Here is a 24,060-nt window from a genome sequence, read left to right as displayed (position 1 = left end):
ATTTGATAATCTTCATTGTTCATATGAGTGTCACCTATTGCAGATAGGCGTAGCACTGCACAAATACCCCGTTTGGCCCCTGCTGCGCAGCCTTGCAGCCTGACCTTTGAGCCGCACATGACCAACGTCGACCAGACAAAGATTTATGCCCACCGTGGCGCGCCGTGCCTTTTGCCTGAAAACACACTGGAAGGGTTCGCCTATTCCTTGGAGCTTGGCGTTGATGGCATCGAGCTAGACGTGCTCTTGACCAAAGACAATGTGCCGGTTGTTACGCACAATCACACCTTGTTGCCGGATACGACGCGCGATGCCAACGGCAAGTGGCTGAGCGAGGAAGGCCCATTGGTGCGCGACCTCACGCTTGCGGAGCTGCGCCAGTTCGACATGGGGGCGATCCGCCCCGACACGAAGTATGCCGCCAAGTTCCCGAACCAAAAACAGCTCTCTGGCGTTCCCGTTCCAACACTAGATGAGTTTTTGGCACTGGTGCGTGACAGCGGCAAACCTGTTGAGCTTCTGGTGGAACTCAAACACCGGCCAGAAGACGACGCCATCACCAATCCGGCCGAGTTTGCCGATTTGGTTGGTAGGGCAATCAAGGCCAAGGGCCTTGAGAAGCAAAGCTTCATGCATTCCTTCCATTGGGGGCTGTTGGATGCTGCTCACAAGGCGCACCCAGAAATCCGTTGTTCCTACCTGACGGCCCTGCCGAAGAACGGCGACGCCGGAACGCTTTATGAGGGGTCACCATGGCTGCCCCCCATTGGCTTTGACGGACGAACCACCAACCTTTTGCAGCAACTTAAAGCTGTTGGCGCGGCTGTTTGGAGCCCGTATCACGCCAACCTGACGACCGAGGCGCGGCTGGCGGCTCAAGCGCTTGGGCTCGAAGTGATCACCTGGACAGCGACAACGCCGGAGGATATCTCCCGAGACCTGCAAAGCGGCGTTGACGGCATGATTACCGACGATCCGGCCACAGCTTTGGCCCTTCGCGAACGCCTGAAAAACCTTGAAAGTTAGTCATATGAAGCCGGAAACCGCGTTCGAACGTTATGAAGAAATCCGCAGCCGCCTGCCGAACGCCACTGGATCTGGAAGCGCCACGCCCATTAATGGCCTCCATGAGTTGATGGATCAAATTGATCTGTTTGTGTTTGACGCTTTTGGCGTGCTGAACGTGGGCAACACGGCGATTTCCGGGGCGCGGGAACGCATCGATCAATTGCGCCGGGCTGGCAAGCACGTCATCGTTCTCACCAATGCCGCCAGCCATCCGCTGCAAGGAGCCGTTCAGAAATTCGAGCGCCTCGGCTTTGACTTTTCAAAGGACGAGATCATCTCCAGCAGGTTGGTTTGCGAGAGCCATCTTGAACAAGCAGAAGACATCGGCCTTTGGGGCGTGATCGCACCCGACGGGTTTGCCAGCAGCGAGCTTTCCCTGCCAAACATCCACCTTAAATCCGAGTGCTCGGACTATGACCGGGTGGATGGCTTCTTGTTTTTGAGTGCAGACAACTGGGGAACAGAAGACCAACAGAGGCTGCATGAAAGCCTGCGCAAATCCACCCGCCCGCTGGTGGTGGCCAACCCCGATCTGGTGGCACCCCGCGAAACGGGCCTCAGTCTGGAGCCCGGCTTCTTTGGCCATGCCCTTCAAGATGCTTTCGACATTCCAACACGTTACTACGGCAAGCCGTTTGCCAATGTGTTTGAGGCCGTGGAAAGCCGTTTTCCGACAGTGGAGCGCAGCCGCATTGCGATGATGGGCGACACCCTGCATACCGATGTTCTTGGCGCGAAGGCCAAGGGCTGGAAGGCCGTTCTGGTAACCGGTCATGGCCTTTATGCTGGGCTGGACATCCACGCCCTCATGAAAAAAAGCGGCATCTGGCCGGACTGGATGACCCACTCCATCTGATGCCCCGCCAGAGACAGACAGCCTGATTGCCGATCGCTTGGCACAGGCTGTTTTTTGGGGGAACTACACCTAACGGCTATCTTCGGCATTCTTCTCAGCTCGTGTTAGCATCTGCAGCATAGTATTTTGCGCAGTCGCACACAAACCTACCGCGCCGCACCATACCCCATCGAAGGCGGCGATAGCTGGAGTTGAGCATGCCCGCAGTATTGACGTTGAACTCAGGTTCCAGCTCCATCAAGTTTGCCGTGTATGTGCCAGGCAGCGGCGGGCTTGATGAAATCGCCAGCGGGCAGGTTGATGCGCTCGGCCCCGCAGCAAAGCTCATTTTAGAGACCCAGAATGAAAAGACCTCCACCGAGATTGGCGAGGCAGACCATGTTGCGGGCCTGCGCGCCGTGCTGGATGCCCTGAGGCCGGTTCTGGGCGAAACGCATATTACCGGCGTCGGGCACCGGATCGTGCATGGCGGCACGAAGTATGCGGAGCCCATTCGGCTTGATGAAACCCTGCTGGAAGAGCTGGACGAGCTGTCTCACCTTGCTCCTCTGCACCAGCCGCCGAACCTCACCGGCGTGCGTGCGGCCATGACAGCGTTTCCCGATGCCATTCAAGTGGGCTGCTTTGATACGGGCTTTCACCGCGGACACCCATTTGAAAACGACACCTACGCCCTGCCCAAACGTTTTTATGAGGAAGGCATCCGGCGCTATGGCTTTCATGGTCTGAGCTACGACTATGTGAGCGGCTATGTGGAAGGGCACCACCCAGACCTGAAAGACGCGCGCATCATAATCGCGCACCTTGGCAACGGCTGCTCCATGTGCTGCGTGAAGGGCCGCGCCCCCATTGCCTCCACACTCGGGTTCTCCTCCATGGACGGCCTGCCCATGGGAACGCGCTGTGGCCAGCTCGATCCCGGCGTCGTTTTTCATCTGATGGCGCAAGGCATGACGGCCGATGAAGTCCACATGCTCTTGATCAAGGAAGCGGGGCTCAAAGGCATGTCCGGCATTTCAAACGACATGCGAGAGCTGCTTGCCTCTGACAGCCCGGATGCAGCCAACGCGCTGTCCTATTACGTTTCGCGCATCCGCCGGGAAATCGGCTCTCTGACGGCAGCCAATGGCGGGCTCGATGCGCTCGTTTTCACCGGCGGCATTGGCGAGAACGCATGGCAAATTCGCGAGCGTGTTTGCGAGGGAATGGCGTTCTTCGGCATTGCCATCGACCCGGCAGCCAACGAGGCCAACCGCGAAATCATCAGCACGAGCCGCACTAAGGTTCTTGTGGTCAACACCAACGAGCAACTCGTAATTGCACGCGCCATCATCAACCTGCTTTGAGTGAAAGGCGCACTGCTGCTGACGCCCGCAACTCGCACCACTCCTCGGGCGAGAGGCCAAATGCCGCCTAAAACCGCCGAGTCATGCTGGATGACGTCCACAAACCTTCAGGACAATGTGGCCTGTCTGCCCTGCAGGGTGAACCGCTCATACGGGCAGTTATGAAAAGCATTTCTATGGCCCAACGCACCAAGGCATCTTCATCCTGCTCGTCAAAGCGTTGCTTCCAACACTCGGTCAGTACAATCAATTTTTGACAAAGGCACGCTATAACATTCTATAGAGCTTTGATTGGTTGCTCCCCGCGCCACACCAGATGGCCTACGATTATTGGAGGCAGAAAGGCCATTCCGTACAACAATCGGCTGGATAATGGCGGAGAGTGAGGGATTCGAACCCTCGGAACGCTTGCGCGCTCAACGGTTTTCGAGACCGCCCCGTTCGACCACTCCGGCAACTCTCCGCGCGAAGGTACGGGCCTTCAGAATGGCGGGACCATATAGAAGCGCTTTTGCTTCGACAAGGCCTCGGGACCGTCTTGTCGCAGGTAAACCACAGGCTGGTGAGCGGGCTTTCCATCTGGCAGGCATTCCATGGCGGCAAAGCTTTAAACCGCTCTAAACTCACGCCTTATTCGCCAAGCGCTGCCATTGGGTTATCAAGGGCAGCTGCTCGGGTTGATGGCGGCCCCTTCCCCAGCTCATATTCCCGCCCATCAGGGTTTCGGCATCTTGCCGTGCTCTTAACAAGGGCGCATCTTTTTGACGGCTCATTTGTCGTGTGGCCGGGCGAGGCGTTTACTCCCCCTTTTTGTGCGTGGGTCACTTTTTCTGGTTTTTTCGCCAAATCCCTTCAAAAACTCAAGAAAACCCTGTTATTTCGCGTTGACTTTCAGCCTCGCATCCGTATATTGCGCCTGCTCTAAATAGGTGGGCTTGCCCACTATTCCGCGCTGTCCGAGGCCAGACGTCGCCACCGCCTTTCAGCAGATTTGCTGGAGTTTGCGGTCGATCTCCTCACGAACTGGATGGTTCCCTGAGCTGAAAAAGTGGAATCAGTCGCCAAAGTCCGCATTCGTGCGGCGCCACAGGGCGCGCTAAATTTTAAAAAGAAGGACGTGCTAGACATGTTCGCAGTCATTAAGACCGGTGGTAAACAGTACCGTGTCGCTACTGACGATCTTTTGAAGATCGAAAAAGTTTCTGCAGAAGCAGGCGAGACCGTCACTTTTGACGAAGTTCTCATTGTTGGCAACGAAACTGATACCACTATCGGTGCGCCAACTGTTGAAGGTGCTTCTGTTGTAGGTGAAGTTGTAGAACAGGGCCGTGATCGCAAGATCATCATCTTCAAGAAGCGTCGTCGTCAGAACTCTCGTCGTCGCAACGGTCACCGTCAGTCCTTCACGACCGTGAAGATCACTGATATCCTGACCGGTGGTGCAAAGCCTGCAAAGAAGGCTGCTGCTCCTAAGGCTGCTGAAGCTGCTCCTGCAGTTGAAGGCGCTGATGACCTGAAGAAGCTGAGCGGCCTTGGCCCTGCAATTGAAAAGAAGCTGAACGCTGCTGGCGTAACCACTTACGCTCAGATCGCAGCATTCACAGCTGAAGACATCGCCCGCGTTGAAGAAGAAGCAGGCCTTAAGGGTCGTTTCGAACGCGATAACTGGGTTGAACAGGCTAAGGAACTCGCAGGCAAGTAATTGCCAGTGAACCTGTCCTAAGAGATTAAACGAGGAGTACTTCGTTATGGCTCATAAAAAAGCTGGCGGTTCATCCCGCAACGGTCGCGACTCAGCTGGTCGTCGTCTTGGCATCAAGAAGTTCGGTGGTGAAACCGTAATCCCTGGCAACATCATTGCTCGTCAGCGTGGCACAACGTGGCACCCAGGCGCAGGTGTAGACATGGGCAAAGACCACACTATTTTTGCGACTGTCGAAGGCAAAGTAGCATTCGAAACAAAGCGTAATGGCCGAACATTTATTAATGTGATGCCAGTGGCGCTAGCCGCAGAGTAAAGCCGACGTGAGTTTCCAAACCGTCGGCGTCTCATCGACCCGGCGGGATGGAAATCCGGCCTCCGATCTGAAAAAGATCAGAAAAAGGGAAGATGGGACACCATCTTCCCTTTTTTATTTTGCCCTGTAGTCAGGGTTCGTGCCGGAGAAAAGAAATGGTTGTCGAATACGAGGAAAGCTTAGAGGAAAGCAGTTACAGCGCGGCCGCATTCGGGCCGCAGGACACAGCGCGTCTGGCCATCAACGCCGCGCGCAAAGACGATCTGGCTGACATCATGTTCCTGGCGAACAACCGCCGAATTGCCGAAATGCTGTCCAGCATGCCGCACCCGTTCACCCTGGACGATGCCAAGGCATTGGTGAAGCGCAGCGAAGCGACACGCATGGGACAGGCCCTCTTTGCCATACGCATGAAGAATACAGGCCGGCTGATCGGTGCCATCGGTTATGGCCCGCTGGCGGAAGACGGCGGCACCTTGCATCTGGGTTACTGGATCGGTGAACCGTTCTGGGGTCAAGGCTACGCGACAGAGGCCGCCCACGCGGTGGTGGATTTTGCGTTCTCCAATGGCGGTGTGAATGAGCTGACCGCCGCGTGCCGTGTGAACAATCCGGGCTCTCGCCGGGTGCTGGAAAAGAGCGGCTTCCAATTCCGGGAGCAGTCCAAGATGCGCATGTCCGGCAACAGCGGTCTTGTGAACGTGGACCGTTTTTCGCTGACACGCAGCACATGGAAGGCGCTCAAGGCCTGGGGCCAAGCCGCCTGATTAGAAGGCGGCGTTCTGTCCGTGCCACCAATAGAGATCCGGGTCCTGCCGCTGCGCTGAGGAAATTGACAACCACCCTTTGGCGCAGGGGCAGACCGGCTCCCTGTTTCGTGACACCGGCTTGCTGCTCTCCTTCTGCCTCTCCACTTCTTGTCTACCTTGCCACCTCTGGGCCAGTCGAGAACGACATGCGGCCTCCTGCCAAGGCATTCCCCTTACTCAAACCAATCCACTTTTGGCGAAAGACCATCGCTACCGACTATCGCGATTTTACTTTTATCATTTGATCTGAACAGGATGAGACACATGACCAAAGAGCTTGTCACACAGAGGCTCCGTCTTCGTGCACCTAGCATGGATGATGCTCCGGCTTTTGCCAAGTATCTAAAAAACTTCGAGGTTTCCGGAAATTTGGCAAGAGTTCCTCATCCCTACACCCTTGAGGATGCGCAGCTGTGGCTTTCCCTGAAGAAGCCAGAGGACAGCTTTGCCTGGTGCCTTGAGAGAGACGGTGAGGCCATTGGCTGCGTTATAATTCGTAATCTGGGAGATCGCCCTACCATCGGTTACTGGCTCGCTCAGCCTTTCTGGGGCAAGGGGTTCATGAGTGAGGCCGTTCATGCAGTACTCACGCATGCCTTTGAAGATCTTGGAGTTTATTCCTTTAATGCAGGTGCTTACACCTTCAATAAGGGGTCCATTGGCACGTTGACCAAGCAAGGCTTCGTCTATGGCGGGCGCGGTTTTCAATCCTGCGCAGCGCGAGGTGGCGAAGAAATGCCAGAGTACCGCTATTACCTCACCAAGGCCGCCTTTATGGCCAAGAAGAAGCAATTGGAACCCGCATAGGCAGTCACATGTTCCCAGTTTTGAAAGGTGAGCGCGTGACTTTGCGCGCGTTCACCAAGGAAGATATCCCTAATCTTGTCAACTACTTAGATAATTTCAAAGTTTCCAGCATGCTGAACCCTGTTCCACATCCCTATTCAATTGCGGATGCAGAAGACTGGGTCGCCTTCACCGCAAGCTCGGATATGGACGACACGATCAATTGGGCCATCGACGATGGAACAGGACTGATTGGAGCCATTGGCCTGAGTGGCTTGAGGGGGGATAACAGCTTTGGTTACTGGTTGGGGCAACCCTTTTGGGGACGGGGATATGCCAGCGAAGCCGGACGTGCAGTCCTCAAGTTTTGCTTTGCGCATTACCCCGAGCTGCATGAACTGAATTCATATGCCTTCCGCGAAAACCAGGCGTCGCAGAATGTGCTTGGCAAACTCGGTTTCCTGCGCACAGGTGAGGCAACAAGAACGAGCAAGGCGAGGCCCGACGAGCAAATTCCAAGCGTCACTTTCGCATTGACGCGCAAGAGATATTTGGCGGAAAAGCTTGACATTTAGGCCATCAAACCGTTTAAACACGGTCTTCGGCATTCGGGTTTCAACCCCAATATGAATAGTATCGTTCTTTGGCCCTTTTTTCTCAAGCATTGTGCTAGTGCCACCGGCTTTTAAGAGGTACTACAAAGACGTCTGCACACGGTCTTAAAGAGATAGAAAATGAAGTTCCTCGATCAGGCAAAAATCTTTGTTAAATCCGGCGATGGCGGCGCAGGCAGCGTCAGTTTCCGCCGTGAAAAATACGTGGCAGAGGGCGGCCCAGACGGCGGCGACGGTGGTCGCGGCGGCGATGTTTGGGTTGAGTGCGTTGATGGTCTCAACACGTTGATCGACTACCGCTACGCCCAGCACTACAAGGCCAAGGTCGGCATGCACGGCATGGGCCGCAACCGAACCGGCGCTCGGGGTGCCGACGTCGTTTTGCGCGTGCCCAAAGGCACCCAGATTCTTGAGGAAGACAACGAAACTGTCATCGCGGATCTGACCGAAGTTGGTGAAAAGCTGCTGCTCTTGCGTGGCGGCAACGGCGGCTTTGGCAATGCTCACTTCAAGACCTCCACCAACCAGGCACCGCGCCATGCCAATCCCGGTCAGGATGGTCAGGAGAAGTGGGTTTGGCTGCGCCTTAAACTGATTGCAGATACAGGCCTTGTTGGCTTGCCCAACGCTGGCAAGTCCACCTTCCTGGCCGCTGTTTCTGCCGCCAAGCCGAAGATTGCGGACTACCCCTTCACCACGTTGCACCCAAACCTCGGCGTTTGCGAAATCGACGGCCGCGGCTTTGTGCTGGCTGACATTCCAGGTCTCATTGAAGGGGCCCACGAGGGCACCGGCCTTGGTGATCGCTTCCTTGGCCACGTTGAGCGCACCCGTGTTCTGCTGCATCTCGTAGATGGCTCTAGCGAAGACCCAGCGGAGTCCTACCGGATCATTCGTGGAGAGCTGGAAGCCTACGGAAACGGCCTTGCTGAAAAGCCAGAGATCGTCTGCCTGTCGAAGGCGGATGCGTTGTCGGAAGAACTGCGTGATGAGAAAGTTGCAGCACTGGAAGCGGCCTGCGGTCAAAAGCCGTTGATCCTGTCCTCCGCCAGTGGCGAGAACGTGGACACGGTTCAACGCATGATCATTCGCGCCATCGACAAGGACAAACAGGACGAAGCCAATGCCGTTCCTTCCAACAAGGAAGAGGAATGGCGTCCGTAAATGTCTCGAAAGCTGAGCGAGTTCAATCGCATAACCATCAAGATCGGCTCGGCGCTTCTGGTTGATGAAAACGGCCTGAAGCGCAAATGGCTTGAATCGTTGGCTGACGACATGAAGACACTGGCCGATTTGGGCAAAGAGCTTCTGGTCGTGTCTTCGGGCTCCATTGCGCTGGGTCGTCGTGTGCTTGGACTTCCAGCTGGGGCTCTAAAGCTGGAACAGGCTCAGGCTGCTGCATCTGTTGGCCAAATTGCGCTTGCCCAAGCATATTCCGAAATCTTGAAGGACCGAGGCCTGACCGCAGGCCAGATTCTCCTGACCCTTCGGGATACGGAGGAGCGCCGCCGCTATCTCAACGCGCGCGAAACCATCGGAACCCTGATCAAAATGGGTGCGGTGCCAATCATCAACGAGAACGACACCGTGGCCACGAGCGAAATCCGCTATGGCGACAATGACCGTCTTGGCGCCCGTGTGGCAACGATGGCAAGTGCCGACTGTCTTGTGCTGCTTTCAGACGTGGATGGTCTCTACACTGCTGCCCCGCAAAAAGACCCTGATGCTGTGTTCCTGCCTGAAGTGGTTTCAATTACCCCGGCCATTGAAGCGATGGCTGGTGCAGCTGGTTCTGCGTTCTCTTCAGGGGGAATGAAGACCAAGATTGACGCTGCCAAGATCGCTGTTGGCGCGGGGACAACCATGGTCATTTCATCCGGCAAAAAGATGAACCCACTGAGCGCGATCTGCAACGGAGAGCGCGCGACCTGGTTTCCAGCAGCTTCAACTCCCCAATCCTCGCGCAAAGCATGGATCGGAGGTCATTTAGAGCTGATGGGTGTTGTGCAGCTGGATGAAGGCGCACTGACCGCCGTGAAACGGGGAAAAAGTTTGCTGCCAGCGGGAGTAAAGCGCGTGGACGGCCGCTTTCAACGGGGCGATGCCGTGCGCCTGGTGGACGCCGAGGGCCGCGCCGTGGGCCGGGGCCTTGTGGCCTATGATTATGCCGAGGCGAGCCTTATCATTGGCCGCAACAGCCAAGAGATCGAAAACATCCTTGGCTATGCAGGCCGCTCTGAAATGATCCATCATGACGACCTTGTGCTGGAAGCGTCTGAACGAACTTAGTATTGAGATGGCAGGGCACGGGCCCCTGCAAGTTTTTGAGGTACCCATGGTCACTGAGGCTGATATCAAAATCCCTGAACTGATGGATGAAATGGGCCGCAATGCGCGCGCCGCAGCCCGTACGCTTTCCATGGTTCCGGGAGCGAAAAAGGATGCTGCTCTCATTGCCATGGCTGGCGCGGTACGCGCTGCGACCGCCGATATCTTGGCTGCGAACGCGCTCGACATTCAAAAAATGACCGAAAACGGCCAAAGTGAAGCCTACATCGATCGGGGCACCTTGAGTGAAGAGCGCATTGAGGGCATTGCCAAGGCGCTGGAAGATGTGGCGAAACTGGACGATCCCGTTGGCAGTGTGATCGCCACTTGGGAGCGCCCGAACGGCCTTGAAATCTCTCGCGTGCGCACGCCACTGGGCGTGATTGGCGTAATCTACGAGAGCCGCCCGAATGTGACTGCCGATGCCGGCGCGCTCTGCCTGAAGGCAGGGAACGCGGTGATCCTGCGCGGTGGTTCAGACACCATCCAGTCCAATCTTGCACTCCACAAGGCCCTGCAAACCGGACTTGAAACCGCTGGCTTGCCAAAACACGCAATCCAGCTGGTGCCGGTGACCGATCGTGATGCCGTTGGCGAGATGCTGAAGGGCCTTGATGGCAACGTGGATGTGATCGTTCCGCGCGGGGGTAAAAGTCTCGTGGCACGGGTACAACAGGACGCGCGAGTGCCGGTGTTTGCGCACCTTGAGGGGCTGGTGCACATTTACGTTGATGAACGCGCTGATTTGAATAAAACCGTCGATATCGTCGTTAATTCGAAGATGCGACGCACTGGTATCTGCGGTGCCTTGGAAACACTGCTGGTGGACGAGGCCGTCGCCACCACCCACCTGCGTCCGATCGTCGATGCCCTTCAAGCGAAGGGCTGTGAGATCCGTGGTGACGAAGAAGTGGCCATGCTGTGCTCGGGTGTACAACCTGTGAGCGAAGAAGACTGGTCTACCGAATATCTGGCACCCATTCTCTCTGTGAAGCTGGTAAGCGGTCTGGATGACGCCATCGAGCACATCGCGACTTACAGCTCCAGCCATACCGACTGCATCATCACCGAGGATGCTGCGGCCGCACGTCGGTTCCAGAATGAGGTGGATTCAGCAATCGTGCTGCACAACGCCTCCACCCAGTTTGCGGATGGCGGCGAGTTCGGCATGGGCGCAGAAATTGGCATTGCCACCGGACGTATGCACGCGCGCGGTCCGGTTGGCGTTGAACAGCTCACCAGCTTCAAATACGTGGTGCGCGGGAACGGTCAAACGCGTCCATGAACACGAACCCCGAGACCAGCTTCATCACGCGTGAAGAAACAAGCTTCGCCGATTGGCTGCGGCTGCCCTACGCGGCCCCGGGCAACAAGATCGGGCTTTTTGGCGGCTCCTTCAACCCGCCGCACAGCGGGCACCTTCTGGTGGCTGAAACTGCGCTGAAGCGCCTCGGCCTGGACCAGATCTGGTGGCTGGTCACGCCCGGCAACCCTTTGAAACAACACAATGAGCTGGCGCCGTTAGAAGCCCGCGTTGAGGCGGTGAAAGACCTTGCTCAGCACCCAAAGATGCGGGTAACCGCCCACGAGGTGATGTTGGGCACGCCCTATACCGCCAAGACCCTCGCGGCGCTGCAAGCCAAACAGCCGCTCGTAAAATTCGTCTGGGTGATGGGCGCGGACAATCTCGCCGGGTTCCATCGCTGGCAGGACTGGCGCGGCATCGTGAACCGTGTCCCGATTGCCATTGTGAACCGTCCGGGCGCAACTTTATCCCCCTTGTCTGCGCCGATGAGCGTGACCTATGCGCAGGCGCGCCTGCCGGAACACAAGGCACCGCTGCTTAGCGACATAAAAGCACCTGCATGGACATTTCTGACGGGACCACTTGACGCCTCGTCCTCAACGAATATAAGGGCGGGCCGAAATAACAAATGAAGCCCATCCAAAAGCTTCAGATAATAGTGTCTTGAAAATGCCATGTCGGTGACGCTATCCTTCCTCTTGGGAAGGCTTGGTGGCCGATGGTTTTCTGGACTTTCCCCGCGGCATGGCCGCGTAACATACCAACCATGGCGAAAGGCTACACAGCTGACCATGACAGCAACACATGAAGGGACGGATACCAACGCTCCTCTTCTGCCGCAGGACTCTTCTATTGAAGACGCACTGCTTCAATGCATCCTCAAAAGCCTCGACGATTCAAAGGCTGAGGAGATCGTTTCCCTAGACCTAGCGGGTAAAACCTCTGTCGCGGACTTTATGGTCGTGGCCTCTGGTCGTTCACATCGTCATGTGGGCGCGGTCACCGATCACCTGCTCCGCGATCTGAAGGAAGCTGGTTACGGCAATGCCCGTGTTGAAGGGTTGCCTCACTGCGACTGGGTTCTGGTCGATATCGGTGATGCGATCATTCACATTTTCCGTCCGGAAGTCCGTGGCTTCTACAATGTCGAGAAAATGTGGTCCACTGAGACAACAGAGCCGACCCAGTACATCGGCTAATAGACCGCGTTTTTTAGGTCTATAAAACGGTCCATGGTGGCTGCCTCATTCGCCAGAAGAGGCAGCGCAAGACTGTTTGGCTTCAAGTTCAGAGCGTACCTATGAAATTTAGTGTGGCCTGCGTCGGCAAAATGAAAGCTGGCGCAGAAAAAGAGCTTTGTGACCGGTATCTTGACCGGGCGCGCAAGGCTGGAAAGTCTCTTGGCATAACGGCAGTCAATGTGATTGAGCTGCCGGAAAGCAAAGCAGGCCGCACAGCAGACCGCAAAGCGGAGGAGGCCGGTGCATTGCTCAAGGCAATCCCGAGCGGCGCGGTGATTATTGCTCTGGACGAACACGGCAAAGCGCTGACGAGTGAAGCGTTTTCCGACAAGGTGCGTGGCTGGACCGACAGCGGCGTTTCTGATGTGGTGCTTGTGATCGGCGGCGCAGATGGTCATGGACCAGAGCTGCTGAGCCGAGCCGACCTGAAGCTGGCTCTGGGCACCATGACATGGCCGCACCAAATCGTGCGCATATTATGTGCCGAACAGATTTACCGGGCCATCACCATCATGAGCGGGCACCCGTATCACCGGGTCTGAGCCTGACGCTCACGCAGATCTTACGAAACTTTAAGAAGAGCCGGGCTTGCCGAGCCCCGCCGGTTCTGCTTGGATGCGTGCCAGCTTTATAGTTAACAGTGTGCTGTAATTGACACTTAATTAACGCTGGTCATTCAAAGTTCATCGACATTCCGTTTAAGGATATGGCGTTGCAAAGGAACCGTTAATCGCATGCGCAGGGCGAGCCCGTCGCACCTTTTTTCAGCAGGTTTGGCACTGGTTGTTGCAGCAGGTCTTCTGTTCGGCACCGGTGTGAGTTCCCGTGCGCAAGATACAGCAGACGCCGCCCCCTTGACCGCAGAGGAAAAGGCGCAGCAAAAACGCCACGATCGGGAGCGGGAACTGCGCGATGTGACCCGTGACATCTCCATCTCCGAAGAACGCCTTGAGCAGATCAACCGCACCATGCGGGCGCTTGACCGGGACCGCAAGAGCCTGAACGAGGAGTTGATCCGTACAGGCGAACGGATGAAAACCCTAGAATCTCAATTGAATGCAACTGAACGCCGGTTGGCGCGGCACCAAGTGAATGAAGACGCCGTGCGTGCCTCGCTCAACGAGCGCCGCGGCACCCTTGCGGAAGTGCTGGCCGCTCTGCAGCGGATTGGGCACCGCCCTCCTCCGGCGATGGCCGTGCGCCCCCGAGACGCCTTGGCCGCTGTGCGCAGCGCCATTCTTCTCAACGCGGTGATGCCGGATGTGCGCATTGAAGCCGAGGCGCTGGCAAGCGACCTGGCCGAGCTGACACGGCTGCGTTCCAGCATTCAGGAAGAATACGACCGGATCCGCGCGGGCGCGACCAAGCTGGCAGAAGAGCAGCACAAGGTGGAACTGCTCTTGGCGGAAAAGCAGCAACAACGCACCCAAAGCGCGCAAATGCTGGATGCTGAGCGCAAACGTGCCGAGGAACTGGCCGCCAAGGCAACCTCGCTGAAGCAACTGCTGGCGAACCTCGAAAACGAAGTGAGCAGCGCACGCAACGCGGCCGAAGCGGCACGGCGGTCCGACCGCCAGCACGCGGAAGGGCGGCGCGGTTATGCCGATCCTTTTTCCGACCCCGGTCGTTTAAGCCCTCAAATTCCGTTTGCTGATGCAAAAGGATTTTTGCCTCGCCCGGTTTCTGGCACATTGCTGCAGGATTATGGTGTAGCTGACGGGTTCGGAAACAAGACAAACGGCCAGTCCTATGTAACCCGTGCGAACGCCCAGATCACCGCCCCGGCGGATGGCTGGGTAGCGTACGCAGGGGATTTCAGGTCTTATGGTCAGCTGATTATCCTCAACGCCGGAAATGGTCACCACATTTTGCTGGCGGGTATGGATCAAATTAACGTGGAATTGGGACAGTTCGTTCTTGCTGGTGAACCAGTGGCAAGAATGGGCGACACCCGAGTAGCCAGTGTTGCAAATCTAAATTTTGGATCTGAGCAGCCAGTGCTATATGTAGAATTTAGAAAAGACGGTACTGCCATTGACCCCAAACCATGGTGGTCTAACGCCGACAACGAAAAGGTTCGCGGATGATACGGAAAGCTTCGCTATTACTGGTAGGTGTGGTCATGGGGGCCGCTGCGGTAGTGACCTACAAGGAGGCGCCATTCAGGTTCACCGAGCCTGCGCATGCTGCTTCCCCAGACACGTACAATCAGCTGAACCTGTTTGGTGATGTGTTTGAGCGGGTACGCTCGGATTACGTAGAAGAGCCAGTCGATTCCGACCTGATTGAAGCTGCCATCAACGGCATGCTGACAGATCTGGATCCGCACTCCAGTTATCTTTCTCCAAAAAACTTCCGCGACATGCAGGTGCAAACCCGCGGTGAGTTTGGCGGGCTGGGTATTGAAGTGACCATGGAAGATGGGCTGGTCAAGGTCGTTGCGCCAATCGACGACACGCCTGCTTTCAAGGCGGGTGTGCTGGCAGGCGATCTGATTACCCACCTTGATGGCGAGCAGGTCTTCGGCCTGACCCTTAACGAAGCCGTTGAGAAAATGCGTGGGCCTGTCGACACCGACATCACCATTACCATTCGTCGCGATAACTTCGATGAGCCGCTGGAACTCGTCATCAAGCGGGACGTGATCCGCATTCGCTCCGTGCGCTGGAACGAAGAGGATGACGTTGGGTATGTGCGCATCACGCAGTTCAACGAACAGACCTACGACGGTTTGGAGCGCGCTGTTGAAGAACTGACCGAAAGCATTGGCGAAGATAAGCTGAAGGGCTTTGTCATTGACCTGCGCAACAACCCGGGCGGTCTTCTGGACCAAGCAATTTCGGTTTCCGACGCGTTCCTGAACCGCGGCGAGATCGTTTCTACCCGTGGTCGCCATGCGGATGAGATCCAGCGCTACAACGCGCGTCCCGGCGATCTGTTGGACGGCATGCCCGTGATCGTGCTCGTGAACGGTGGCTCGGCCTCCGCATCAGAGATTGTCGCCGGTGCGCTGCAGGATCATCGCCGCGCAACGGTTCTGGGTACTCGCTCCTTCGGTAAAGGCTCTGTGCAGACCATCATTCCGCTTGGGGCAAATGGTGCGATCCGTCTGACAACGGCACGGTATTACACCCCTTCCGGCACCTCTATTCAGGCGAAGGGCATCCGCCCAGACATCGTGATGCTCCAAGAGCTGCCAGAAGAACTGAAGGGCCGTGTTGAAACCAAGGGCGAGGCAGGGCTTCGCGGTCACCTTTCTGCTGAAGAAGGTGACGAGGATTCCGGAAGTCAGGCCTATGTGCCGCAGGACAAGACCAAGGACACCCAGCTGAACCTGGCCCTTGACCTCTTGCGCGGTAACGCCGCCAATGATGCCTTCCCACCAAAGGGTGGCGATCAGGCCTCGAAGTAACACATGCGATAACCGCAGCGGATAAACCGCTGCGGTTTCTTTCTCACCTGAGCTGACGTTTTAAATTGCATTGGGACTGGTATGCCCGGAGATGATCTAACGGCCCCCCTCGGGCTGAAACAACGACGGTTTTACCATCTGCCATTTGGCTTGTTCGGCATTTCGCTGATGATCCTTCTGGCGACCACTGCATTTATCTGGATTGGCGTGGTGGATGATCCGTTTGGTGGAGAGCCCACAGCCTCCGTCAAGCTGTCAACGGATTTGAAAGGGGTGACCCAGCACGACTTCACGGTTGTGGAGCTGCCCCAAGCGCTGGACAATGTGCTGGGACCAGAAGACGAGCCCGATGTGGCTCCCCCCCTTGAGGGGGTCACAGGCCCGCGCCACGAACTGGCGCAAAAGTTGGCCGGGGCACCAATGCAAGCCCATGTTCCCTTGCAGAGCCTTCTTGAAAACGGTCCCTATGGTGCCATCCCGAAAGTTTCCGAGAACGGGTTGCGGCCTCTTGATGCTTATGCAGAGCCTGCGCCGAACGTTGCCACTGCACAGGCACGCATTGCGCTGGTGCTTAATGGCATTGGCTTGAACGAGACCATGTCCGCCATGGCTTTGGACAACCTGCCCAACGAAGTGGCTCTGGCGATTTCGCCTTATGGCACGGATCTGGACAACTGGATGAGCAAGGCGCGGCGCAATGACAATGAAGTGCTGCTGCAAATTCCCATGGAACCGTTTGACTATCCGGACAACGATGCAGGACCACACAGCTTGCTGACCAAAGCTGCAAGCGCGCAAAACGCGGACAAGCTGAGCTGGCTGATGGCGCGAACCACAAATTACATTGGCCTTGTCAATTTCATGGGCCAACGTTTCCTTTCCGACAACGCAGCCCTGTCCTTGTTCATGAGCGAAGTCAATGATCGCGGGCTGATGTTCGTGGACGCCGCAGGCTCCGCACGCAGCGCCTCCAAAGATGTGGCGACACAAACGGACACCCCGTTTGTGCAGGTGGATGTGGTCATTGATGAGGACTTGGATAAGTCCTCCATCGAAAGCCGCCTGTTGCAGGTCGAGTCCCTTGCCCGCTCCAACGGGCTGGCGATCGCCTCAGCAACAACCTACCCAGTGACATTGCGGGAGCTGGAGCGGTGGACCCGCTCCCTTGAAGACCGCGGCTTGACACTGATCCCCATCAGCGCTGCGATTGCTGCTGAACACGCCCAGTAAGTGGAGGCTTGCCGCGCGCAAGCCTTCTCAGAGACATTCAATGACACAACACGACCTTCTTCCCTACCGCCCCTGCGTGGGCATCATGCTGATCAATCATGCGGGCCTTGTGTGGGTTGGCAAACGCTTTGGTGACAAGAACCCAGTGCCCGACGAAACCGCCTGGCAGATGCCGCAGGGCGGTCTGGACAAGGGCGAGGACCCGCTTGAGGCCGCAAAACGGGAACTTTATGAGGAAACCTCGGTTTCCAACGTCTCCCTGCTGGCTGAGGCACCAGAATGGTATGCCTACGACTTTCCAGAGGAAGTGCTTCAAAGTACCCGGCGCGGAAAGTATCGCGGCCAGACCCAGAAGTGGTTCGCCATGCGCTTTGAAGGGGTGGATAGCGAAATCAACATTCTGACCCCACCGGAAGGCCATGGACAGGAGTTTTGTGAGTGGCGCTGGGAGCGTGCCGAGAACCTGCCGGGCCTGATCGTGCCTTTCAAGCGCGAGGTCTATGCGCAGGTGGTTGGTGCATTCAAGCACCTTACAGTGTGAGCTGCGCCCACTCTTCAAGCACTGTTTCATCCGGCTCTTGAGGGACATGTCGCTCCTTGAGAGCCGCAACCTCGGCGCTTTGGGCCAGCTGGCCCAGCGCCCAAACCGCTGCGCCGCGCACAACCGGTGCCGGATCTTCCAGCAGCCCCACAACGAGTTCCAGCAAATCGGGTTGGCCAGAGTTGCCCGCAGCGATCAGCGTGTTGCGGATAAAGCGGTCCCGGCCGATGCGCTTGATTGGTGAGCCACTAAAGAACTTGCGGAAGGTGGGATCGTCCAACTGGAGGAGATCTCTGATCTCCGGTTCCTTCAGATCCTCTCGGGCTTGCAGCTTTGCCTCTGAGGCTTCCTGTGCAAACTTGTTCCAAGGACACACGCCAAGACAGTCATCACAGCCGTATATGCGGTTGGCCATTGGCTTTCGAAACTCATGGGGAATGGGTCCATGATGTTCGATGGTGAGATAGGAAATGCAGCGGTTGGCGTCGATCTTGTAAGGGCTTGGGAAGGCATTGGTCGGACAGGCATCCAAACAGCGCCTACAGCGGCCGCAATGATCGACCTCCGCCTCGTCGGCGGGAAGCTCCAAGGTGGAGAAGATTGAGCCGAGGAAGAACCAGGAGCCAAGCTCGCGCGACACCAGATTGGTGTGCTTGCCCTGCCAGCCAAGGCCGGCAGCATGCGCCAGCGGTTTTTCCATGACAGGAGCCGTGTCCACGAACACCTTCACATCGCCGCCTCCACGGGACACCACCAAACTAGCCAGCTCCTTGAGCTTGCCCTTGATGATGTCGTGATAGTCGCGGTTGCGCGCGTAAACGGAGATGGCCGCCTTCTCCGGCTTCTCGAGGAGATAAAGGGGGTTCTCCTCCGGGCCGTAGTTCATGGCGAGCATGATGACGCTGTTCACCTCAGGCCACAACGCGCGCGGATCTGCCCGTCGTTCTTCTGTTTCAGGCATCCAGTCCATGGATGCGTGATACCCAGCCTCAATGAAGCTGCGCAGCCGCTCCGGTGCCAGCGGAATGGAATCCGGCCGGGTGATGCGCACTTCGGAAAAGCCCAGCGCTTTGGCACGGCTGATGAGATCGGCTTTTACCCGATTCAATTGCCGGTCTGTCAGCATGGTCGTATCCGTTGATGGGTCAGAAGTCCAGATCTGCGTAGGTCGCCGATGGCGGCATGCCGAGCATCTTGTCGCTCAAGAGCGGACGGAAGCTTGGCCGGGATTTCACCCGCGCGTACCAGCTTTTTGTGTTCTCGTCCCGTGCCCATGGCACCTCGCCAAGATAATCTGCCGTGGACAGCATAGCGGCTGCCGCCAAATCAGCAAAACTCAGCTCATCGCCAGCCAGCCATTTTCGCGTGGCAGCAAGGTAGCCGATGTATTGCAGATGGTGCCCCATGTTGGTGCGGGCAACACGAAGAATGGCAGAATCCGGCTGGCCACCGCCGTATTTCGGGGCCATTTCCTGCTTGTAGATGCGCTCATGGACCAGATAGCCCAGCACCTCGACGTGAAATTTGTTCAAAAACCAATCGACCAGACGGCGCACTTCCGCGCGCTTGACCGGATGGTCTGGAAGCAGGCGGCGGTCCGGTTTTGAATAGCCGCGCGTCTCATCCAGATATTCGAGGATAACCGTCGTGCCACACACAGGACCGCCATCATTTTCATGTAGCACCGGGATCGTTCCCGCCGGATTCAACATCAAAAACTCTTGACGTCGAACCCAAGGGTATTCCGTGGTGCACTCAAACTGGACCCCGTACTCGCCCAGCGCAAGACGAACGGCGCGGGAGTGGGGGCAAAATGGATGGTGGTATAGCTTCAGCATGGGTTTCTTTTCGGGGCAAACCGTTAACCAGTTAAATCTGCTTTAACCGAATTTTCTTCCTTATGTGTTTATCTTAGCCATCGATCCCGAAAATTAGCGGGGGACAACTCCGTGCCTGCCGAGAAGTGTTTATCTGGAGAAGAATCTATCAATGACAACTGAGACCATCATCGGTGCGCTGATCCTTGGGATCATCGAGGGACTCACAGAATTTTTGCCCGTCTCCTCTACGGGTCACCTGCTTCTAGTGGGGCACTTTATCGGGTTTGAAAGCGAAGGGCGGATGTTCGAAGTGCTGATCCAGCTCGGCGCCATCCTTGCTATTCTGTCGGTTTATTTCAAAAGATTGTGGCAACTTGCGTCCACGATCCCAACAGATCCGCGTTCCAGGCACTTTGTCACCGGGATTGTCATTGCCTTTTTGCCCGCCGTGTTTATTGGCGTCCTCGCCCATGGGTTCATCAAACAAGTGCTGTTCGAAACACCTGTGCTTGTCTGCGTCACGCTCATCTTCGGCGGCATCATCATGCTTTTGGTGGACAAGATGCCTCTTGAGGTGAAGTACCGTGAGATTACCGAGTATCCGTTAGGGCTTTGCCTGAAGATAGGCCTGTGTCAGTGCGTGGCGATGATACCCGGCGTTTCACGCAGCGGCGCGACCATTGTTGGTTCGCTCTTGATGGGAACCGACAAGCGCTCGGCTGCGGAGTTCTCCTTCTTCCTTGCCATGCCAACCATGACCGGCGCGTTTGCCTACGATCTCTTCAAGAACCGTGATCTGATCACCGTGGACAATGCAACCATCATCGGCATTGGCTTTGTAGCCTCATTCATCGCCGGTTACTTTGTGGTGCGCACCTTCCTTGACTTCGTGAGCAAACACGGGTTTGCGCCGTTCGGCTGGTGGCGTATCGGCGTTGGAGGACTGGGCCTGTTCGGCCTCATCCTGCAAAACGCTTTTTGAGCAGAATCGGTAGAACGCAAAAAGGCGGGCCAAACGGACCCGCCTTTTTTATGCGTTGGTTTTTAAGGATCAGTTCTGCACTGGCCGACGCGCGTCGTACTGGCCGTGTGGCATGTACTGTTCCATGTAGCTTGGGAGGATGGCTTCCATGCTGTGCGCATTGATGCCCAACCCTTCCAAAGTGCGGCCCTCAGCGATTGCTTGTGCGCTGACCACATTGTCCGTGCGCAACAACTCGACCTGATCCACCGTGAGCGGCGGGTTTGGCAAAATCTGTAGGACACGGGCCTTGAAGCGCGCCAGACCGAAAGACAAGCTCGCCAACATGCGGCGACGGCGAATGATCTTGAGCATCAGCTCCAAACATTCGCGGAAGCTGGCCACTTCCGGTCCACCAAGTTCATAGGTGGTTCCTCGCGCAACCTCACCCTCAACAGCCTTTGCAATCGCCTCAGCAACATCGCCCACAAACACGGGCTGGAATTTCGTTTTGCCGCCGCCCACGAGAGGCAGAGCTGGTGCGATGCGGGACATGGCCCCAAAGCGATTGAAAAAGTCGTCTTCCGGACCAAAAACCACAGAGGGACGGAAAATAATCGTATCCGGCACCGCGGCGCGGAACGCATTTTCCCCAGCAGCTTTCGACCGGGCATAGGCAGATTTGCTGTTTGCATCTGCGCCAATTGCAGACACATGGATCACGCGATTCATGTCCAACGCAGCACAGGCATCGGCAATGTTCTTTGCGCCTGAGGCTTGAATGGCCTCGAATGTCTGCTTTCCGCTTTCGTGCAAAATGCCGACCAGATTGATCACGGCATCTGAACCACGCATGGCGTTTTCGACTGATTCACGATTGCGAATGTTTGCCTGAACCGACATGATTTGACCAACAACGCCAAGGGGTTGCAGGTGTTCAGCGTTTTCGGGCCGACGAACTGCGGCGCGCACGCGGTATCCGCGCAACGCAAGTGCGCGAATGATGTGCCGCCCAAGAAAGCCGGAGCCTCCGAATACCGTAACAAGTTTTCCGTTGAGTGCCGTAGCCATCTTTTTCCTACCCCGCACGGACATGCGTATCTGAGACGATCAGTATTCCCATGGACCTCAATAGTCCCTCGTCTGGCATCTGTGAAGGCTGTCTGTGGATGAAAATAATTTCTTCACAAAAGCCTGATTGACAACCCGCCTAATGACCCTTAAACACCGCCTCCACAGACACGGCGCTGTCGGAAACGAGAGCGCAACGTGGAAGTGCCCAGGTGGCGGAATTGGTAGACGCGCTAGCTTCAGGTGCTAGTGCTCGCAAGGGCGTGGAGGTTCGAGTCCTCTCCTGGGCACCATCTTTTCTCTCCAAAAAATCAAAAATAATTCAGAGAGTTAGAGCAACTATCCGGTTGCATCAGGCGCTTGCCTTAAACGCTTTTTCCAATCAGATTTCGACCAGATCGCCTTCGGTGCTTATCTTAGTTTAGCGCGTTTATTTGGTTCTGGATCACTTTGCTGGCCACAAGGGTTAACAGCCTGGCTCTTGCCACGCTGCGAGAGGGCGCCACGGCGTGTGCAAAAAAAGCTTTGCATGGTCAGGCAGGTGGTGGCATCTAGGCCTTTATGCCATGAGCGCCTGCGCGCTCTATCAAGCCAGACGAATTGAGATGCGGCCATGACAATCAGATTCCACCGGAATGACCTTCCTTCACTTGAGCACTATGAGAGCGCGGAGGCCGTTGCTGTTGACACGGAAACGCTGGGCTTGAACCCGCACCGTGATCGCCTCTGCGTTGTACAGCTCTCTCCGGGTGATGGGTCGGCAGATGTGGTACAGATTGACCGTGGTCAGACCGATGCCCCGTTGCTGAAGCAGCTGTTCACCGATGCAAGCAAACCGAAAATCTTCCACTTTGCGCGCTTCGATGTGGCTGTGCTCTATGCTTATCTGGGCATTGAGGTGTCTCCAGTTTGGTGCACCAAGATCGCATCCAAGCTCACACGGACCTACACAGATCGTCATGGACTGAAAGACCTGTCCAAAGAGCTTATCGGCGTGGACATTTCCAAGCAGCAGCAAAGCTCTGACTGGGCTGCTGAAAAGCTGACAGATGCGCAACTGGCCTACGCAGCCTCTGACGTTTTGCACCTGCACCAGCTTAAAGAGCGCCTTGAGTTCATGCTGGACCGCGAAGAGCGCCGCGAAATTGCGCTGGAGTGCTTCAAGTTTCTGCCGACACGGGCAAAACTCGATCTGGCGGGATGGCCTGAAACGGATATTTTTGCCCACTCTTAAGAAGCCAATGACCGGCTTTGGGAGGTGAAAATGCGCGGCGCCACCTTGTTTATTGAACTTGGGCTGCTTCCTCATTAGTTTGTGCAGGGTGAAAGCCCCTGCTCAGTGACAGGGCGACGGCCCATGTGAACGCCGTTCAAATGGTCGGCGTATTGAACTAAAAGACAACAAGAACAACCAAGGACGGTGCAGTGCAACCAGCTCCACAGGCGCCTCGGGGCTTTGTTTGGTCCGATGAAGCGAAGAAGAAACAGGAAGCTGCCAGACGGGCTGCCAAGCGGCACACCCGACTGGTAAAGTTTCTGCGCTTCACGCTGCCAGCGCTCGGCACCTTGATTGCTGCTGGCATCATTGGTGCCGTCATTCTGCGCAACATTCTTGCAGGCATGGGCCTTGGTGACATCAGCCTCACAGTAGACGGGCTTGTGATGTCCAACCCGCATCTGACGGGTAGTGATGGCGAGCGCTCCTACTCCGTATCGGCTGACAAGGCGATCCAGCGCATCTCCAATCCGAAGATTATCGACCTGGAAACTCTCCGCGCCAAAATTGTTCTTGGAAAAGACGAAAATGCTGAGGTTGTAGCAACAAAAGGCACTTACAATGCCGATGTTGAGACATTAAAGCTGAGAGAAGGTATCACCGTTACCTATAGTGGTGGATACACGGGCGAGTTTGACTATCTGGACATCGACATGACGACCGGAATGATTGTCACAAACAGCTCGGTAACGGTGCAGGCCGAAGGCGGTTACATTCACGCAGGCTCCATGGACTACGATCAAAACGGTGGCGTCATGCGGTTTAGCGACGGTGTTTCCTTGCGGATTAACCCGTCATCACTGGAGAACAGTCAATGACAGCATGGTTGCGGACCCTTTGGATCTTGATGGCCTTGCCAGTGCTGGCAGCAACTGGCGTGGGCGCACAAACCTTTGACGATGCTTTCGCAGGCTTTGGCGCGAACAGCGACGAGCCCATTCAGATTGAAGCGGAAAACCTTGAGGTGCAGGACAACCAGAAAAGTGCCGTCTTCAGCGGCAGTGTTGTTGTGTCTCAAGGCGATGCCACGCTGAAAACCGAGCGCCTGAAAGTTTTTTATGGCGGCTCGCTTGCCTCCTCGGGCGAAAGCGGCTTGCAGCAATCCATTTCACGCCTTGAAGCAGCAGGCGGCGTGTTCATCTCCTCGAAGGACCAGACGGCAACCGGCGACGATGCCAACTTCGACATGGAGAAAAACGTGATGGTGATGACCGGTGAGCGCGTGGTTCTGAGCCAAGGGCCCAACGTTGTTGTTGGCAGTAAGCTGACCGTTAACCTTGAGACCGGTAAAGTGGACCTAGTTTCACAGAACACAGGTCGCGTGAAGATGTTGTTGCAGCCTAACAGCCTTCAAAACAACAACTAGCAGGACGGCCA

The 24,060-nt window shown here is 56.3% G+C and carries 26 protein-coding genes and 2 tRNA genes; 24 read left to right on the top strand and 4 right to left on the bottom strand.

Going from position 1 to position 24,060, the window contains the following annotated elements; genetic code table 11:
- The first annotated feature begins 117 nt into the window (after positions 1–117).
- The 3 genes from PUV47_RS07900 (at position 118) to PUV47_RS07890 (ending at position 3,270) form a co-directional block, all read left to right on the top strand.
- A complete protein-coding gene (locus tag PUV47_RS07900) occupies positions 118–1,026 on the top strand; it encodes a glycerophosphodiester phosphodiesterase family protein (protein ID WP_274217974.1) in 909 nt (302 codons plus the stop codon).
- A 4-nt stretch (positions 1,027–1,030) separates the two neighbouring features.
- Positions 1,031–1,924: an HAD-IIA family hydrolase gene (locus PUV47_RS07895; RefSeq protein ID WP_274217973.1), complete on the top strand. Its 894-nt coding sequence runs from the start codon at positions 1,031–1,033 to the stop codon at positions 1,922–1,924.
- Between the two features lie 197 nt (positions 1,925–2,121).
- Complete coding sequence (locus PUV47_RS07890) at positions 2,122–3,270, top strand: acetate/propionate family kinase (protein ID WP_274217972.1); 1,149 nt, start codon at positions 2,122–2,124, stop codon at positions 3,268–3,270.
- A gap of 373 nt (positions 3,271–3,643) precedes the next feature.
- On the opposite strand, the gene PUV47_RS07885 is transcribed toward PUV47_RS07890, so the two are convergent.
- Positions 3,644–3,733 (bottom strand) — tRNA-Ser (locus PUV47_RS07885).
- Positions 3,734–3,808: 75 nt separating this feature from the next.
- Between PUV47_RS07885 and PUV47_RS07880 the strand changes: the two genes are divergently transcribed.
- From PUV47_RS07880 to PUV47_RS07805, 16 genes are all read left to right on the top strand, one after another.
- The gene (locus tag PUV47_RS07880; protein ID WP_274217971.1) at positions 3,809–4,195 is read left to right on the top strand and encodes a hypothetical protein; all 387 of its coding nucleotides are present in this window, start codon (positions 3,809–3,811) and stop codon (positions 4,193–4,195) included.
- A 201-nt stretch (positions 4,196–4,396) separates the two neighbouring features.
- Entirely contained in the window at positions 4,397–4,972 is a 576-nt protein-coding gene (gene rplU, locus PUV47_RS07875; protein ID WP_274217970.1) for a 50S ribosomal protein L21, read from the top strand.
- Positions 4,973–5,018: 46 nt separating this feature from the next.
- Entirely contained in the window at positions 5,019–5,288 is a 270-nt protein-coding gene (gene rpmA / locus PUV47_RS07870) for a 50S ribosomal protein L27 (protein ID WP_274217969.1), read from the top strand.
- Between the two features lie 155 nt (positions 5,289–5,443).
- On the top strand, positions 5,444–6,055 hold the full coding sequence (locus PUV47_RS07865) for a GNAT family N-acetyltransferase (RefSeq protein WP_274217968.1): 612 nt from the start codon (positions 5,444–5,446) through the stop codon (positions 6,053–6,055).
- Between the two features lie 306 nt (positions 6,056–6,361).
- Positions 6,362–6,904, top strand: a complete 543-nt coding sequence (locus tag PUV47_RS07860) for a GNAT family N-acetyltransferase (protein WP_274217967.1) — start codon at positions 6,362–6,364, stop codon at positions 6,902–6,904.
- A gap of 8 nt (positions 6,905–6,912) precedes the next feature.
- On the top strand, positions 6,913–7,458 hold the full coding sequence (locus tag PUV47_RS07855; RefSeq protein WP_274217966.1) for a GNAT family N-acetyltransferase: 546 nt from the start codon (positions 6,913–6,915) through the stop codon (positions 7,456–7,458).
- Between the two features lie 159 nt (positions 7,459–7,617).
- The gene (gene obgE, locus PUV47_RS07850; protein ID WP_274217965.1) at positions 7,618–8,661 is read left to right on the top strand and encodes a GTPase ObgE; all 1,044 of its coding nucleotides are present in this window, start codon (positions 7,618–7,620) and stop codon (positions 8,659–8,661) included.
- On the top strand, positions 8,662–9,786 hold the full coding sequence (gene proB, locus PUV47_RS07845; protein ID WP_274217964.1) for a glutamate 5-kinase: 1,125 nt from the start codon (positions 8,662–8,664) through the stop codon (positions 9,784–9,786). It begins immediately after the preceding gene.
- Positions 9,787–9,832: 46 nt separating this feature from the next.
- Positions 9,833–11,110: a glutamate-5-semialdehyde dehydrogenase gene (locus PUV47_RS07840; protein ID WP_274217963.1), complete on the top strand. Its 1,278-nt coding sequence runs from the start codon at positions 9,833–9,835 to the stop codon at positions 11,108–11,110.
- Positions 11,107–11,763, top strand: coding sequence for a nicotinate-nucleotide adenylyltransferase (locus PUV47_RS07835; RefSeq protein WP_274217961.1), 657 nt, complete (start codon positions 11,107–11,109; stop codon positions 11,761–11,763). The genes PUV47_RS07840 and PUV47_RS07835 overlap by 4 nt, the downstream gene beginning before the upstream one ends.
- Positions 11,764–11,922: 159 nt before the next feature.
- Positions 11,923–12,330 carry a ribosome silencing factor gene (gene rsfS / locus PUV47_RS07830; RefSeq protein ID WP_274217960.1) on the top strand — a complete coding sequence of 136 codons (408 nt, stop codon included), beginning with the start codon at positions 11,923–11,925 and terminating at the stop codon, positions 12,328–12,330.
- Between the two features lie 101 nt (positions 12,331–12,431).
- Entirely contained in the window at positions 12,432–12,914 is a 483-nt protein-coding gene (gene rlmH, locus PUV47_RS07825; RefSeq protein WP_274217959.1) for a 23S rRNA (pseudouridine(1915)-N(3))-methyltransferase RlmH, read from the top strand.
- A gap of 192 nt (positions 12,915–13,106) precedes the next feature.
- Positions 13,107–14,459, top strand: a complete 1,353-nt coding sequence (locus PUV47_RS07820) for a murein hydrolase activator EnvC family protein (RefSeq protein ID WP_274217958.1) — start codon at positions 13,107–13,109, stop codon at positions 14,457–14,459.
- Positions 14,456–15,784: a S41 family peptidase gene (locus PUV47_RS07815; protein WP_274217957.1), complete on the top strand. Its 1,329-nt coding sequence runs from the start codon at positions 14,456–14,458 to the stop codon at positions 15,782–15,784. Before PUV47_RS07820 ends, PUV47_RS07815 begins: the two co-directional genes overlap by 4 nt.
- A gap of 81 nt (positions 15,785–15,865) precedes the next feature.
- Complete coding sequence (locus tag PUV47_RS07810) at positions 15,866–17,014, top strand: divergent polysaccharide deacetylase family protein (protein ID WP_274217956.1); 1,149 nt, start codon at positions 15,866–15,868, stop codon at positions 17,012–17,014.
- Positions 17,015–17,054: 40 nt separating this feature from the next.
- A complete protein-coding gene (locus tag PUV47_RS07805) occupies positions 17,055–17,555 on the top strand; it encodes an RNA pyrophosphohydrolase (protein ID WP_274217955.1) in 501 nt (166 codons plus the stop codon).
- Here the strand turns inward: PUV47_RS07805 and queG are convergent.
- Together queG and PUV47_RS07795 are read right to left on the bottom strand one after the other, a co-directional pair.
- The gene (gene queG, locus PUV47_RS07800; RefSeq protein WP_274217954.1) at positions 17,545–18,681 is read right to left on the bottom strand and encodes a tRNA epoxyqueuosine(34) reductase QueG; all 1,137 of its coding nucleotides are present in this window, start codon (positions 18,679–18,681) and stop codon (positions 17,545–17,547) included. The genes PUV47_RS07805 and queG overlap by 11 nt on opposite strands.
- A 19-nt stretch (positions 18,682–18,700) precedes the next feature.
- Complete coding sequence (locus PUV47_RS07795) at positions 18,701–19,393, bottom strand: glutathione S-transferase family protein (RefSeq protein ID WP_274217953.1); 693 nt, start codon at positions 19,391–19,393, stop codon at positions 18,701–18,703.
- Between the two features lie 151 nt (positions 19,394–19,544).
- On the opposite strand from PUV47_RS07795, the gene PUV47_RS07790 reads away from it, so the two are divergent.
- Positions 19,545–20,357, top strand: coding sequence for an undecaprenyl-diphosphate phosphatase (locus tag PUV47_RS07790; RefSeq protein ID WP_274217952.1), 813 nt, complete (start codon positions 19,545–19,547; stop codon positions 20,355–20,357).
- 69 nt (positions 20,358–20,426) lie between these two features.
- Here the strand turns inward: PUV47_RS07790 and PUV47_RS07785 are convergent, their stop codons facing one another.
- The gene (locus tag PUV47_RS07785; RefSeq protein ID WP_274217951.1) at positions 20,427–21,407 is read right to left on the bottom strand and encodes a complex I NDUFA9 subunit family protein; all 981 of its coding nucleotides are present in this window, start codon (positions 21,405–21,407) and stop codon (positions 20,427–20,429) included.
- Positions 21,408–21,613: 206 nt separating this feature from the next.
- On the opposite strand from PUV47_RS07785, the gene PUV47_RS07780 reads away from it, so the two are divergent.
- From PUV47_RS07780 to PUV47_RS07765, 4 genes are all read left to right on the top strand, one after another.
- Positions 21,614–21,700, top strand: a tRNA-Leu gene (locus PUV47_RS07780).
- A gap of 320 nt (positions 21,701–22,020) precedes the next feature.
- Positions 22,021–22,641, top strand: coding sequence for a ribonuclease D (locus tag PUV47_RS07775; RefSeq protein WP_274217950.1), 621 nt, complete (start codon positions 22,021–22,023; stop codon positions 22,639–22,641).
- Between the two features lie 191 nt (positions 22,642–22,832).
- Positions 22,833–23,501 (top strand): LPS export ABC transporter periplasmic protein LptC, encoded by a 669-nt coding sequence (gene lptC, locus PUV47_RS07770; protein WP_274217949.1) that lies wholly within the window; start codon positions 22,833–22,835, stop codon positions 23,499–23,501.
- On the top strand, positions 23,498–24,049 hold the full coding sequence (locus PUV47_RS07765; protein WP_274217948.1) for an LptA/OstA family protein: 552 nt from the start codon (positions 23,498–23,500) through the stop codon (positions 24,047–24,049). Before lptC ends, PUV47_RS07765 begins: the two co-directional genes overlap by 4 nt.
- The last annotated feature ends 11 nt before the right edge of the window (positions 24,050–24,060 follow it).

Origin of the sequence: Pseudovibrio exalbescens (assembly GCF_028737195.1) — a bacterium.
Taxonomy (GTDB): Bacteria; Pseudomonadota; Alphaproteobacteria; order Rhizobiales; family Stappiaceae; genus Pseudovibrio; species Pseudovibrio zosterae.
The sequence above is the reverse complement of the archived record's forward strand: the minus strand, read 5'-3'. Positions and strand labels throughout refer to the sequence as shown.

Excerpts from the sequence above, each read along its gene's own strand:
- PUV47_RS07765 (WP_274217948.1), top strand. The coding sequence starts at position 23,498 with ATGACAGCATGGTTGCGGACCCTTTGGATCTTGATGGCCTTGCCAGTG.
- PUV47_RS07815 (WP_274217957.1), top strand. The coding sequence starts at position 14,456 with ATGATACGGAAAGCTTCGCTATTACTGGTAGGTGTGGTCATGGGGGCC.
- PUV47_RS07895 (WP_274217973.1), top strand. The coding sequence starts at position 1,031 with ATGAAGCCGGAAACCGCGTTCGAACGTTATGAAGAAATCCGCAGCCGC.
- PUV47_RS07890 (WP_274217972.1), top strand. The coding sequence starts at position 2,122 with ATGCCCGCAGTATTGACGTTGAACTCAGGTTCCAGCTCCATCAAGTTT.
- PUV47_RS07865 (WP_274217968.1), top strand. The coding sequence starts at position 5,444 with ATGGTTGTCGAATACGAGGAAAGCTTAGAGGAAAGCAGTTACAGCGCG.
- PUV47_RS07900 (WP_274217974.1), top strand. The coding sequence starts at position 118 with ATGACCAACGTCGACCAGACAAAGATTTATGCCCACCGTGGCGCGCCG.
- obgE (WP_274217965.1), top strand. The coding sequence starts at position 7,618 with ATGAAGTTCCTCGATCAGGCAAAAATCTTTGTTAAATCCGGCGATGGC.
- rplU (WP_274217970.1), top strand. The coding sequence starts at position 4,397 with ATGTTCGCAGTCATTAAGACCGGTGGTAAACAGTACCGTGTCGCTACT.
- PUV47_RS07835 (WP_274217961.1), top strand. The coding sequence starts at position 11,107 with ATGAACACGAACCCCGAGACCAGCTTCATCACGCGTGAAGAAACAAGC.
- proB (WP_274217964.1), top strand. The coding sequence starts at position 8,662 with ATGTCTCGAAAGCTGAGCGAGTTCAATCGCATAACCATCAAGATCGGC.
- PUV47_RS07805 (WP_274217955.1), top strand. The coding sequence starts at position 17,055 with ATGACACAACACGACCTTCTTCCCTACCGCCCCTGCGTGGGCATCATG.
- rsfS (WP_274217960.1), top strand. The coding sequence starts at position 11,923 with ATGACAGCAACACATGAAGGGACGGATACCAACGCTCCTCTTCTGCCG.
- PUV47_RS07840 (WP_274217963.1), top strand. The coding sequence starts at position 9,833 with ATGGTCACTGAGGCTGATATCAAAATCCCTGAACTGATGGATGAAATG.
- PUV47_RS07810 (WP_274217956.1), top strand. The coding sequence starts at position 15,866 with ATGCCCGGAGATGATCTAACGGCCCCCCTCGGGCTGAAACAACGACGG.
- PUV47_RS07775 (WP_274217950.1), top strand. The coding sequence starts at position 22,021 with ATGACAATCAGATTCCACCGGAATGACCTTCCTTCACTTGAGCACTAT.
- PUV47_RS07860 (WP_274217967.1), top strand. The coding sequence starts at position 6,362 with ATGACCAAAGAGCTTGTCACACAGAGGCTCCGTCTTCGTGCACCTAGC.
- rpmA (WP_274217969.1), top strand. The coding sequence starts at position 5,019 with ATGGCTCATAAAAAAGCTGGCGGTTCATCCCGCAACGGTCGCGACTCA.
- rlmH (WP_274217959.1), top strand. The coding sequence starts at position 12,432 with ATGAAATTTAGTGTGGCCTGCGTCGGCAAAATGAAAGCTGGCGCAGAA.
- PUV47_RS07790 (WP_274217952.1), top strand. The coding sequence starts at position 19,545 with ATGACAACTGAGACCATCATCGGTGCGCTGATCCTTGGGATCATCGAG.
- PUV47_RS07785 (WP_274217951.1), bottom strand. The coding sequence starts at position 21,407 with ATGGCTACGGCACTCAACGGAAAACTTGTTACGGTATTCGGAGGCTCC.
- PUV47_RS07820 (WP_274217958.1), top strand. The coding sequence starts at position 13,107 with ATGCGCAGGGCGAGCCCGTCGCACCTTTTTTCAGCAGGTTTGGCACTG.
- PUV47_RS07795 (WP_274217953.1), bottom strand. The coding sequence starts at position 19,393 with ATGCTGAAGCTATACCACCATCCATTTTGCCCCCACTCCCGCGCCGTT.
- PUV47_RS07855 (WP_274217966.1), top strand. The coding sequence starts at position 6,913 with ATGTTCCCAGTTTTGAAAGGTGAGCGCGTGACTTTGCGCGCGTTCACC.
- queG (WP_274217954.1), bottom strand. The coding sequence starts at position 18,681 with ATGCTGACAGACCGGCAATTGAATCGGGTAAAAGCCGATCTCATCAGC.